The organism is Longimicrobium sp. (genome assembly GCA_036377595.1).
Classification (GTDB): domain Bacteria; phylum Gemmatimonadota; class Gemmatimonadetes; order Longimicrobiales; family Longimicrobiaceae; genus Longimicrobium.
Genome location: DASUYB010000002.1, coordinates 21667 through 35042 on the forward strand (window position 1 = coordinate 21667; position 13376 = coordinate 35042).

The following is a 13376-nucleotide window of genomic DNA, read 5'->3' on the forward strand; positions in this document are numbered from 1 at the left end:
TCGCTGTAAACCTATCCCAGAACCTGTCCCACAACCGGCCGGCGAAGCCGGTTCCGAAAGAACGGTGCGCCGGGCTGGGGGACAAGCCCCCCGCCCGGCGCCGAACCTGAAACCCCCTGCCGGCGCTCTCAGTCCCCGGCGCTTGTATCGGCGCCCCCTGGTATTCGTTCCGAACAACACTGAGCCACGCCGGGCGAGGTACGCCGTGGGTTGCATAGATCCGGTCCAACCCCTGCACCAGTTCTAGTGCCGCAGCTACCCGCATCCCCGGCGGAATCGAAGCTAGTACCTGCTCGATCAGATAGACGGCAACGTCCGGCGTGAGGCCGTCGCCACCGGCGGCCCACTGGCGCAGGTACCAGTCTCGCAGCTTGCTGAGGGTCGTTCCGTAGAGGCGACGCGTTTTGCCGGATACGATGTTCGCGATTCCGCCGTGGCTGACGCCCGAAGCATTGGCGACCGTCGTCCGCGACGTGGACGGCGGGCTGCGCGTGCCCGCCGAGCACGAGACGGGGTTGCAGCGAGTCTACCCACCCTCGAACCCGCGTCGCGGAGACGCCGAGTTCCTGCGTGAGGTCACGGCACGCGCCGCCCCGGTACTGGAGCAGGCGCAGTCCTGGGCCGAGTTGGAGCGCGGACTTGCCGAGCAAGGGCTGGCGCTGCGCGTGAAAGGCGGCGGGTTTACGCTGACGGACGGGACCCGACAGGTGAAGGCATCGGAGGTCGGGCGCGAATGCTCGCGTTACCATCTGGAGAAGCGCTTGGGCGCGTATCCCGACTACCGGACACGCATGGCCGTCGCGCAGATCGCACCGGCGCCTCGCGCCCCCGTCGTCCAGCCGCAGGTCGCGCCACCTCGGGAATCGGCTACGGTTGAAGTGCAGACTCCCGCACGGCAGGAGCCGCCGGGTCCCGCGCTTCCTCCTGCAACGCAGGTCCCGCCTCGCGTGGAGGGTCGCGTTCCCGAGCGGCACAAGCCGCAGTTCGGAGACGCGGGACACGGCATCGTCGAGCTGTTCGACGGTCCGCCACCGCCCGAGGCCGAGGGCCCTGCCCACGCCGTGGAGCGCGCTCCCACACCGCAGCCCCAGCGGAAGGAACGCACCTTCCTGCACGAGGTGCAGGAGCGCGCCGGGCCGGTACTGGAGGGGGCCGACACCTGGGCGGAGCTGGAGCGCGGCCTTGCGGACCACGGACTGTCCCTGCGCGAGAAGGGGGGCGGTTTCGTGGTGACGGACGGAGAGCAGGAGGTGAAGGCGTCCGAGGTAGGGCGGGCCTTCTCGCGCTTCCATCTGGAGAAGCGGCTGGGCCAGTATCCGTCCTCCCGCGCGCGGGGAGTGGTGGAGGAGGTCCAGCCAGCCCCGCCCGCCCCCGCCGTGGAGCCGGATCCCGCCGAAAGGCAGGTCGAACAGCTCGCGCTCCCCCTTCCCACGCCTGCCGTCCAGGAAGGAGCGGGGACGCCTGCGCGCCCCACGCAGCGCTTCACGCTGTACGACGACGGGACCGTCTTCGGGGTGCGGGACAGGGATGGACAGATCTTCTTCGCCGAGACGCGCGAGCGTGCCGTCGCCGAGGTGGAGCGCGCCAACGCCATCGCCGCGCTCTACCCGGCCGTGATCTCTATGCGCCACCTCCGCGAGATGGACGGCGCATGGAGGGATGCGCGCGGACTGCCGCGCCTGCCCGAGCCGGAGGGACGCCGGATCGTGGTCGCGGCCCCGGAAGGACTCGGGGACGCCGTGCCCCCGCTCCCGCCCGTTGCACGCGTGCAACGCGAAGAATCAACTCCGGCCGCGGCTTCCCCGGAACGCGCTGCCGCGCCCCCGCCGGAGCGAGCGCCGGCGCCCACAGTTGAGCTGCCGGTTCAGCCCGAGCCGTCGCGGCCGGCGGAGCCCCCGATCCGCACACCCGCGCGCGGGTCGGAGCCGCCGGTGCCGGCCAGGAAGAGAACGGTTCCACGCACGGAGCGCGAAGACGCGCCAATCCAACCGGCAGCTCCCGCTCCGCCCGCACCTGCTCTGCCTCATGGCGCACGCGCTCGTGATGCCGGAGTCCCCGAGTTGCCTCCGGAAATCGACGCGTATCTTCGCGTTCTCACCGAGGCCGCCGAAGCGCTGGACCTCCTGGATCAGCGCCAGAAGGCCGGGGAGGAATTCCACGCTGCAGCGGACGAACTCGCGTGGCTACCGGAGCGGCGAAAGCGGGCCGACGCGGCCGTCGAGGGATACAGGTCCGAGCTGCGCGAAGTGTACGCTGACCCCGCCGCCGCCGAGAAGGCGATTGCGGCGCATCGGAAACAGTACGGCACCGACGCAACCGCCGATGCCATTGAGCGGTCTCCCGAACGCTTCGGTGCGCTGCGACCGGACCCCGACCAAGGGCATGATCTCTCGCCTGTGGCGGCGTGACACCCATTGGGCGCGCAGCCAGGCGCGAGTGCTGGTCCACCATTTCCGGCACGCACACAACCAGTTCGCCGCGTGCCCGACCGCGCAGGACGAGGAGCGGGTGCGCGCCCGCAACTCGGCCGCACAGCGCGCCCGTGACGAGCTGGACGCAAAGCTCCGTCGGCTGCCGCACTCCAGTTCCGCCGAGTACGCGCGGGCTGCGATTCGCGGGGCGAACGAGGCTGCGCGCCTCAGCGGACGGTCGATGGACGCGGTGTTGCAGCAGGTGCGGCCCCGCGTATCGGACGCAGCATTCCGGACTCTCACGTCAGCGCTGGTGCGCGAGCTTGAACGCCAGTATCGAGCACACGAACGTGAGGTGAGAGGACAGAGCGGGTGGCAGCTCTGATTGTTCTAGCCAAAGGGAACGAGTTCTGCCGTCCCCCCCTGAAAGTACCGTTTCGTTTGCGGACCCCAACCTCTCAATCACCTTCTGGAGCGTGCTGAGCAGGTAAATCATCTGGTGCCGCGCTCGCACCTCACATTGGATCAAGGCTCGTGAAGGGAGACCAGGAGAGCGCAACAAAGAGCTGTGGAGTTGAGAACGAATCCGAGAATCTGGCGTTGAACTATCGATCCCTGATCCAAGCCCATTCCTCGTTGCTGAGGTTGATGGGCAATCGGGCCGACGCAGCCTCAAAGAGCCCTTTGAACGTTGCGTAGTACTGACGCGCGGACCCATCGGAACTCGCGGTGAGGATCTTCCGGCCATCCAAGCTGAACTCTGCGTGTTGAACGTAACTGGTGTGTCCACGCAACACAGAGAGCGTCTGGCCGGTCTGGGCATCCCAGAGACGGGCTGTGCCATCGACACTGGCAGTGACGACAAATTGGCCATCCGGACTGAATCTCGCCGTAGTAACGTTCGCATCGTGACCGCGAAATGTGACAAGCACTCGTCCTGTTTCCGCGTCGAATACACGCGCCAGTCGTCCCTCTTGAGTGACGAGAATGTGATCGCCCGATGGGCTCCAATCGATTTGAAACTCTTCGGGATGGAGTCCCTCGATCTGCGATAGCTTGCCCCTTGTCCCCTCGACGTCCCACACACTCACAACACCATTTCCTACCAGTGCGACCTTCCGCGCATCCGGACTGAATATAGGATTTCCAAGGTCAGCCACTCGGAACTCTCGGAGCAACCGGCCATAGCGTGCATCAAAGACGTTGACGGTCTCATTTCCGCAAATCGCCACGATTCGTGTCCCGTCGAGACTGAATCTGGGAGTGTTAATTTCTTTGCCGGCACACTTGAATGTTGACTTCACGCCACGCGTTTCTAGATCGATCTTCCGAACGATTCCGCCATCATCAACCAAGATCGAGGTGCCATCCGGGCTGAAAGAGTTCCCATCGACACCCCATCGGCCTCCGTCCAGTCCGGGTACAGGTGCGAATGGCTCTGTCGACCATACAGCCGCTCGCACTCCGTCGCTAAATTGTTGGCGCACGAGAATGAATCGACCGTTTGGAGCAAAGTAGACTTCGTTGAACGTGTTTGTTCTATTGGGACCGGGTCTCAGTTTGGCCTGGGCAATGAGCGCTCCGTCGGCGCTCCACAGGCGAAGAACGCCATCGAAATCGATCCCGATGATTTTTGAACCATCAGGACTGAATGAGGCGCCGACGATATCGGATGTGCCACCTCGCAATACTGGCAACTCGGACTCGAAGTCCGATGCCCACAGTCGGGCTGTGCCCCGCTCGGCGCTGATGGCAATCAGCTCACCGTCGGGGCTGTAAGATACATTATTCCATCCAAGGCTGTTTTCGAAGAAACGCGTTAAGGTGCCTGAGACGAGCCCATCGAGTGCATTCCACACGATCGCTGCTTGATCTGTTGCGATGACAACCTGTTGGCCATCGGGGCGAACGCTCATGCTTTGAAATGCACCCTGCAGAGGCAGCACAGCGAGTTGGGCGCCGGTCGTGACATTCCACACTTTGGCGCCGCGGTATCCACCTGTGACCAAGAGCCGCCCGTCTTGACTGAACATGGTGCTGTAGGCCCACCCTTCACCGGCCTCACGAAATGTATGAACATCGCGACCGTGAGTTGTGGACACGAGGTGCACTACGCCATCACGAGCTGCCCCAGCAAACATGCTGTTGTCGGGGCTGAATGACATGCTGTATACGCAGCAGACCACGTCACGCAGTCGAGCAACAACGTGACCGTCGCTGATCCGCCAGAGAGTTATTCCGTCGGGTGATAGAGTCGCCAACTTCTCGCCATCGGGACTGAATGTGATGGTGGCATAGCCAACCCGCGGAAGCGACCGAACCAGCATGCCGGTGGCCGAATCCCACAGACGCACAATCCCGTCCTCTCCAATGGTCGCAACCCGGGCATCATCCGGGGCGAACACAAAATCCCGAAGATATCCGTTCGCCACCGGCCACTCACGCAGCACCGCGAGCGACGCAATGTCCAAGAGTCGTAGTCGACCATCGTCGGTCGGCACAGCCATAACCTGACCTTTGTGATCCAGCGCTACTCTTGACAGGTTACGCTCGCTCGGCAGAAGCGAGTGCACCTGCCGTCCCGTCTTCACATCCCAGATCTTGCCACCCCCATCGCCGAGTGTGATCGCGAAGCGGCCATCGGGCGTAAACAGCACTCCGCTGAGGCCTGCCATCCTCTGATCGCCATGGCGGAGAATGACTTTGACATACGGCGCTCGCAGCGCCCGTCTCAGCGCATCCCACACAGGAGGGGTCTGTGCAGTTCGACCGGCCTCGACGGCATACATCAAACCGCGCAACGCGTCTCCGCGTCCTTCAAGAGTCCTTGCAGCTTGATCAGCGAGATCTTGCGCTCGAGTGATCCTCATTCGTTCTCTAGCCACAAGCGACTGCTGCGCGGCGACCAGGAAACCGACGACTGCAACGACAGCCAACAAAATGACTGCCTGTATGCGCCTCTTGTCACGCAGGCGCCGGGTCCTCTCGTCCCTAGCGTCCTGATCTTCTTGATCGCGACTCGCCACGAGAAACGCCGACTGATCAGCATTCACGTCGCCACGATATTGTTCCGCCCATGCCTCCGCCTGGGACAGACGAGCACCTCGGTACAACTGATGCGGGTCGCGTTCAGTGGCGAGCCACTCAGTGGCGGCCTGATGCACCCGACGCTCTATCAAGATGGCCTCCCGATCTTCATCTAGCCAAGCTTGTAGGAGCGGCCAGTTTCGGATCAGGGCTTCGTGGGCAACTTCGATAACATCGTGCTCTACCTGCCAACGACCGAGCGATAGGCTGTGCGTGGCTTGGGGTGCGAGCGTTGGGGCTTGAGTAACAACGAGGAGCCGCTCGGCGAGCAGCGTATTCAGCACCTGTTCAGCCAATTGCCTGTCTGTGCCGAGTTGCAGGATGGCATCCTTCGGAATTCGGCGACGAGTTTCCACCGTCGCTACGCCCACATGTGTCAGGCGGACGAGCAGTTTTCGGGCGAACAGTTGACCCTCTGGGCTCAGACCTCTGAATACTGCATCGGCATGGTTCTTCAGAGCACCGCCGACGCCGCCGATGTCTCCATATGCACGGTGCGTGAGAGAAGAGCCATCACGGCGCTCCCACAACTGGAGGAGTGCATGTCCAAGCATCGGTAGTCCCCCTGGCTCGTCGACCACGTCGCGCAGAATTCTGTCAACGAGTCCGCTTTCAAACGTCAGGCTAGATGCCTTGGATGGCTTCTCGACAACATCCCGCAATTGTTGTTGTCCAGGGCGTGCGAGCACCACCTGATGCTGCGATACCCACTCAACCAGTTCCTCGTATTCGAGGCAATGAGGATAGAAGTCACTCCGAAGGCACAGGAGCAGTCGGACGCCATACGGGCCGCGACTCCTCGCTGCAGTGACAAGTGAAGTGATAAATGCCAGTCGGCTTTCACGTGTCTTGCTGAGAGTGAACAGCTCTTCGAATTGATCGACCACGATTAGCGTGTGCCTGTCGTGAGGGGCCGACAGCATCGCCAAGCAATTCGCAAGGCCTTCTGGGCCCACCTTCAGCGACAGCTCACATTGATCCCTCAGCTTGAGCTTTTCAGACGGTGAAAGGTCTGATTCGAGATCCGGAAGAGCGTTGGCCATCTCGGCGAATGGACTCTCGCCAGGCCTACAGATAGCCACCCGCCAGCCGTGAACCCATTTGCCGTCGGAGTAGAAGCGTCCACGCTGCAGTGCCGGAACCACACCTGCGTGAATCAACGAGGTCTTTCCAGATCCAGAGTCACCAATGACGGCAACTACTGAGCTGTCCTGCAAGGCGTTTAGAGTCGAGTGCACCTCTGCATCACGCCCAAAGTACAACGCGCCGTCCTCCGCCGAGAACGGTAGCAACCCTAAGAAAGGACAGCGCTGCGAGACTGCCTCGGGCGCGATTGGTATTGCAGGACCCTGAAGTTCCGCCACCAGAGTCCGAATCGCGTTGTCAGCCTGGGCCGGTGCCCTGAGATCGACCCACTGATGCTGTTGCAAGAATGCCGGTAGCAAATCCGGCTTCGCGCCATGACCAAGGACCGGGTAGATCCTGAAGCTCGGATCCTTCGCGTTCCGATCGATCGCCAGACGCAGTTCTCGGTCGACCCAACCGGAAATGCCGTTGGTACCAATGTAGATGACGAAACTTGATGATCTAACGAGTGCAGCTTCGAGCTCCGACGCCCAGAGCTTCCCAGGCTTCAAATCGTCAACGTCAAGCCAGACTTTTATCCCGGAAGCGCGAAGGGTGCGAGCGAGCGTTCGCGCGGACTCGGCTTCAAGACCCTCGTGACTTAGGAACACGTGCGAGGTGTCGCCCATCGCCGTGATCACGGCGCAACGGCCCAGATCAAGGAGGTGAGCACCAACGAAGCTGTGTGGGCGATGGTCATGGACTGGGGCTCATCAGTGGTGGAGGCTGTCTAACGCATGTTGAGAGCACGCCCCTGCTGCGATCGTGCGGTCGCGAACCAAACGTGAACCCCCAGCAGGGGAGGGCCCTCATGAGATGCTCGACCAAGTATGTGGGGCTGGACGTGCACTAGGCAACCACGGTCGCGACGGTCCGGGAGTCCAGCGGCAGGATCATCGCCCCCTGCGTCCTCCCGCAACCCCAACGACAACCCCAACTACCAACCACCGCGCGCCCCGGTCAGTCCTGCCGGGGCCGCGGCGCTCTGGCTAACCCCCCGGAGAAAACGAGGGAAGAACCGGTTGGCTGATTCGTCCGGCCATCCACCACCCTCAGACGGAGAGTTACGCCCATGTCACGCTGCTTCAACCGCGCCACCCTGATCGGCTACCTGGGCGCCGATCCCGAGATCCGGACGCTCCCCGGCGGCGGCCGGGTCGCGCATGTCGCGCTGGCGACCACACGCCGCTGGAACGATCGCGACGGGAAGCTGCGGGAGAAGACCCAGTGGCACCGCATCACCGTGTGGGACAGCCTGCCCAGCACCTTCAACTTCGTGGAGACGTACGTCCGGAAGGGCGACCGCGTCTTCGTGGAGGGCGAGATCGACTACCGCTCCTACGAGGACCGCGACGGCGTCGTGCGCTGGTCGACCGAGATCCGCGCGTCCGAGGTGCTCGCCGCAGGGGAGCTCAGCGGCGGCGAGGGCAAGCGCGCGGCCGGCAAGCCGTCCGCACGCAGCGAGTCGGGTGCCGTCCAGATGTCGGCGCTGTGAGGTACCGATGATCAACATCTCGATGTATCCCGACTTCAGCTGGTCCCACTCGCGGGATCGCGCCCTGATGGAGTGCGCTCGCGCCTACTACTGGCGCTACTACGGCAGCCACAACGGGTGGCAGTCCGATGCTCCCGAGAGCACCCGGCTCGCGTACGCCCTCAAGCAGCTCACCACGTTCCCGATGATCGTGGGCACCGAGGTGCACGCATGCGCCCGCGACTACGCCCTGGCTGTCCAGCAGGGGAGCACGCGGCCGACCTTCGACGTGATGCTCGCGCGCGTTTCCGACGCAATCAACCGCGCGGTGCTCGGCTCTCACCACCGCGGGGCATTCCTCCGCGATCCGAAGCGCGTGGTGATGCTGCAGGACGCGTGGCACTCCGGCCGCAACGAAGCCGCTGGCTTGGCGCCGGCGCTGACGAAGGCCCGGCTCTGCCTGCGCAACCTGGAGCGCGCGGAGCTGTGGGAGGAGCTGGAGCAGTGCCGCCCCGAGTGGGTGATCGCTCCCGAAGGCCCGGAGGCGTTCGTTCACGAGGGGTGGCCCGTCTATGCCGGTCCCGACCTGGTCTATCACCCCGACGGCAAGCGCGTTGTGATCCTCGACTGGAAGACGGGGGACGCTAGCGACGCCGAGTTGCAGATCCCGCTCTACGCGCTCTACTGCCGAACCGTCCTCGGGATTCCGTACCGGGATGGCGAGTGGTTCGGCCGCGTAATCAACTTGGCCACGGGAGCAGACACGGGGCAGGAGATCACGAAGCTCGACCTGATGCAGGCCGCGGAGCGCGTCCGGCAGAGCGTGGGCGCCATGCACGCGCTGCTGGCGGACGTCGATACCAACCAGCCTCGCGCGATGGAGGCGTTCCCCGTCGCCGAGCCGGAGCGGCGACGGTCCTGCCAGTACTGCCCGTTCTTCACCCTCTGCGAATCGGAGTTGGCCCAGGTGTGACCCCCCAGCTCTCGCTCTTCGACTGCGACAAACGCTGGAATGCGAGACGAGAACACTAGGTTTCTTCCTCATACTCAAACGACGGGCCTTCTATCGAATTCACCCGGCATCGGTGGATCTACGTCCCAATCCTCTTCGTTCGCCCTCTGTCCGATCAACGTCCAGACATCCTTCTCGAAAGGCATCGTCCCCAAGGCCGCCGGATCGGAGGGGGGAAGCTCGGGCTCCGCCTCACCTAACGCCTGCAGGACAGCACGGCAGCGCGCAAGCTCCCACCAGCGCGCATGTGGTGGTCCATCCGACCAGGCCCAGCGGTAACCTTTCAGGGCGTGGTCTCGCGCCCCCGCCGGATCGCGGAGGATGAGATAGGTCTCTGCGAGGGAGACATACGGCGGCTGCGCACTGTCCTGGAGCCGATCGCAGATTTCGATCGCACCTTCGATGTCGCCGGTCCTTGCCTTCGCGAAGGCGAGCCGCGCTTCGAGCCCGGCGACCGGTATCCCGCCTGCCTGGGTGAGCTCGATGGCTTGCTCGAAAGCGGTGGCCGCCAGAAGTGCATCCCCGCGTCGGAGCGTTAGCTCACCGCGAATGCTAAGCAGATCTCTCATTGATGCCTTGTTGTTGCCTTGTCGCGCAACGGCCTCTGCTTCCGTTAACTCGATGTCTGTCAGCATATTTTGACGAAATCTCAACCAGCACAGCACTCGCTCAGCCTCACCAGGCCGGTAGATCGCTCGCAGCCGTGGTGTCGGGAGCCTCAAGTACTCATTATGGGCAACCTCGGCCTCAGCAACCATGCCTGTCAGGTCGTAGTACTCGATCAGCTTCAGGTACGTGCAGGAGGTACAGGCGTCTCTCCGTTCGTCCTTTAAACCAGATTGGAACCTCTTCGCGATAGAAAGGGCAAGTTTTATTGCAGAGAACATCGAGGCGATATGATTCTCAGCGCAAAAGCTCGCTGCGAGCCCCAAGAGATCCACCCACACGCTATATATGTCCGCTCGTTTAAGGTCGATCCTGAGTGCGGCAAGATAGCTCTCGTGCGCGTCTGAGAATTGGCCGATCTGGAACAACGAATTCGCCACGTCGGTCAATAGGAACGATTGAAAGTGTGATTCAGCCGGGGAATGCGTGAACCCGCGTGGAAATAGAGGCTGGAGTATCAACAGTACGTCGAGGGGCGCCTCGACACACAGGAGAGCCTGCGCGAAATCCCCAATATAGAATTTCACGGCGGCCGAATGTCGTTGCGCCTGAATGAGCGCCCGGAACACATCGACACTCTGCTGGAGATCGGCGACAGTTCTGGCTTCGCTGAATTGGTCAGGAGGCCTGCTTTGGAAATGATCGATAATGCGGTTGCAGATGGCGGCTCGATCAGTGTCCTCCAAGATATCGAATGCATAGCCGCGGACGACCGGATGGAGATCGTAGCTGTTCTTTTTCCGGTCCCACTGCAGCAAGCCACGCCTCTCCAAGTCGTGCAGCGCCGAGACGAGTTTCGGCAGATACTCCCGGAGTTCTTCAGGCCCCCAGAACGCCGGTGCGGCGCGGTCGTGGGCGACTTCAGCATCATCTTCATCAGCCGCAGGCTCGCCAGCGGCTTCTGGAAGGGGAGGGAGAAAGGGATTCAGAGCTACGACCGTTTCGAATGGGACCGCGTGGGAAAAAGCGGCAATTCGATTGAGGAGCTGTCGCACGCCGGGCTCAAGGCCGGTCAGCGCCGCCGCAAGGATGTGCGTCCGGCGCTGCACGAGATCGAGTCTGGACAGGTGGAGAGAGGCACCACCCTGCGGATCCCCGACCCAGCGGTCGAAATTGCCGGGGTCGTGGACGTAGTCGTTAACCAGACCTGCCGTGATGCCGATGAGGAGCGGGTGGTTGTCGAAGTGCCTCGTTAGGTAGCGGCGGATCGCTTGGTCACCGCTCCGTATACCGAGATCGCGCATCATCGTGAGCGCGTCGTCCGGGTGCATGCCGACGAGTCGGTGGTGCATCACGCCGGGAAGCGGTTGACCCGCCTTATTGGTGAGCGTCGATGGCATCAGGCGGGAGGTAACGAGCACCTTGGACGGCGAGGCCGCAACGAGCTGGCGCAAGAGGTCCGCGTCTGAAGGCTTAGTGCAGGCGCGATGGTCGACGTCCGAACGCACCTGGTCGTCTCGTAACTGGGAAGCATCGAGCCGGTGGTACGCGACTAGCACTCGCTCGAATCCGTCGAGCACTAGCAGGAATGGCTCCTCCTTCAACGCGTTCAAGAGCAGGACGGCGAGCTCAGTGGTTTTCTTCCCGCGGATTTTATGGAACTGGAGTCCCTTGGTGTACGCCAGTGCGTACGCAGCGAACTCCGCCATGTCTGCGCCGCCTTCGTAAAAGCTGTACCACAATACGCCGGCCAAGTCGGGGCGGACCACGCGCGCCTGCTCCTGGGTCCATCGCCAGGCCAACGAGCTCTTTCCCATACCACCGATCGCCTCAACCACCATCATCGGCTGTTCGCTCGCTGCCCAGTCGTCAAGCAGGCTCAACTCCGCGTGTCGGCCGACGAACTCGTGACCCGAGACGAAGTTAGGAATCGCCAAAGGCTTGGGAGGCGAGGGAAGCCCTCGCTTTTCCGCGACCTGCCGGGTGGTTCGTGCCTTCTCTTCCTGCGTCTCCACGGCCACAAGGCTGCTCCGGAACTCGGCCATTGACTGCAGCACGAGACTCTTGAGGCTCTCCACAGACGAGAACTGGGCTGTAATCGAACGCGCCTGCGCGTCTTCCCGAAGCGCATGCAGCTTGGCCCGGTAGGCTTCTACCGTCTCGACGTTGCCCAACTGCGTTGGATGGTCGTCGCTCATCAAGAACATATAGACGGGGATGCCACGGCCGAGTGCACGCCGGTATTCCAACTCGGTAATGGAAAGCTGATTCGGATTTCGCCGTGAATCGCGAGGGACACCACCGTAGCGGTGGCTTACAATCCCCACATAGGCGTATGCCCGGTCAACCTTCTCGTAAGATGATGCAATGACATCCTTTTGTGCGATTGCGGAGTCGAACTCCATCCCGATCGGGTAGAAGCCGAGACGAAGCAGTGCATCGACAACGGCTTTGCGGTGCTCGATCAGGTCCTGAAAAGTGCCGCTGACAATAACATCAGGGTGATCGGGCACATTGTTGGGCTTCTCCATCGTCACCCCTCGGTACAATGAATTTGTAGGAGGTCCTGCTCCGGAGCCAGAACCTATTCTGTAGGATTTCTCCTCCCAATATTACGCTTTCAGCCGCGCCATCAGCTCCTGTCCACAATCGGAGGAAACGCCTTCTTGTACACGGTGCCACCCTTGATGACGGTCGACGCATAACGTAGAAGAAGCGCACAATAATTCAAGAGAAGCGGATGTCGAAATCGGACCCATCCTTGCCGATAATCGAAACCGCAAGCGGGGACTTTCCGGTAGGAGCCGACGAGTTGGAAACCTCTCTGGGGCCGCGCTCCCCTATCCCGCTGTCGCCCTCGACGTCGGCGGGAAATCGCCAGGGGTACACGACGGGGTGCCCGGCCGTCTTCGGTGACCACCGGGGTGCGCCTCTCCACCAGCTCGCTCGCCGGCGTGCGGCGAGCGAGCCGTGGGAAGGTGCCGCGATCAACTGCGCCGACCTCCCCCCACGACCGTTTCCCATGCCCCCACCTTCTTCCAACCTCCGCACATAGGCCCGAACTGGAGCGGGCTGCGCCCGCAACCACGTGATCCGCGCGCGGCGGCCCCGCCGCAGACCGAAGCGAGCGAGCCCGACGCCCCTGTCGCCAGTGGCGGGGTATCAGCAGGGACAGATCGTTGACGTCCCTGTGTTGACCCGCCTCCATGAACGCGCGGCGGCGGCGCACGCCTCCTATCAGGTGATGCGTGACCTGTTCGAGGATCTGGAGAGGATTGCGGGCGTGGAGCACCGGCGCGGGCGCTCCTTCTACGGCCTGCGCAGGCAGGCAACCGACCTCGCGCCTGAGTTCGCGCAGGACGCGCGAGTCCTCAACAGCATTTCCGGCCACGCCGACAGCGCCACGCGCGAGCAGGTCTATCAGGACAAGGAGAACGAGCGGGTGCGCGTCAAGCCGCGGAGGTACGGCGCTCCATGCGGCGCTACCTGCTGGAGGGAAAGGACGGCGAGCAGATCGCCGCCTGACCAAACCTATCCCACAATCTGTACCACCCCGCCGGGACGATGGAAGAGCCGCGGCCGGTGCGGGCGTCGGAGGGGCTCATAGTACCGGGGAAGCCGGGTAATGCCGGTGGAGGGAAGGAGCCCTGCTTCTGGGACG

General features: G+C 62.9%; 6 protein-coding genes. 4 read left to right on the plus strand and 2 right to left on the minus strand.

The features are described 5' to 3' along the window. The first annotated feature begins 416 nt into the window (after window positions 1-416). Together VF092_00135 and VF092_00140 are read left to right on the plus strand one after the other, a co-directional pair. Window positions 417-2408, plus strand: coding sequence for a hypothetical protein (locus VF092_00135; GenBank protein HEX6745689.1), 1992 nt, complete (start codon window positions 417-419; stop codon window positions 2406-2408). Continuing rightward, complete coding sequence (locus VF092_00140) at window positions 2383-2796, plus strand: hypothetical protein (GenBank protein HEX6745690.1); 414 nt, start codon at window positions 2383-2385, stop codon at window positions 2794-2796. Before VF092_00135 ends, VF092_00140 begins: the two co-directional genes overlap by 26 nt. A gap of 220 nt (window positions 2797-3016) precedes the next feature. Here VF092_00140 and VF092_00145 read toward each other — a convergent pair whose 3' ends face one another. Then, window positions 3017-7252 carry a TIR domain-containing protein gene (locus VF092_00145; GenBank protein HEX6745691.1) on the minus strand — a complete coding sequence of 1412 codons (4236 nt, stop codon included), beginning with the start codon at window positions 7250-7252 and terminating at the stop codon, window positions 3017-3019. A gap of 443 nt (window positions 7253-7695) precedes the next feature. Here VF092_00145 and ssb point away from each other — a divergent pair, with 443 nt between their 5' ends. Together ssb and VF092_00155 are read left to right on the plus strand one after the other, a co-directional pair. Then, window positions 7696-8118 (plus strand): single-stranded DNA-binding protein, encoded by a 423-nt coding sequence (ssb, locus tag VF092_00150; protein ID HEX6745692.1) that lies wholly within the window; start codon window positions 7696-7698, stop codon window positions 8116-8118. A gap of 7 nt (window positions 8119-8125) precedes the next feature. Next, window positions 8126-9070: a PD-(D/E)XK nuclease family protein gene (locus tag VF092_00155; GenBank protein HEX6745693.1), complete on the plus strand. Its 945-nt coding sequence runs from the start codon at window positions 8126-8128 to the stop codon at window positions 9068-9070. A 74-nt stretch (window positions 9071-9144) separates the two neighbouring features. Here the strand turns inward: VF092_00155 and VF092_00160 are convergent, their stop codons facing one another. Beyond that, complete coding sequence (locus VF092_00160; protein HEX6745694.1) at window positions 9145-12246, minus strand: DUF4062 domain-containing protein; 3102 nt, start codon at window positions 12244-12246, stop codon at window positions 9145-9147. Window positions 12247-13376 lie beyond the last annotated feature (1130 nt).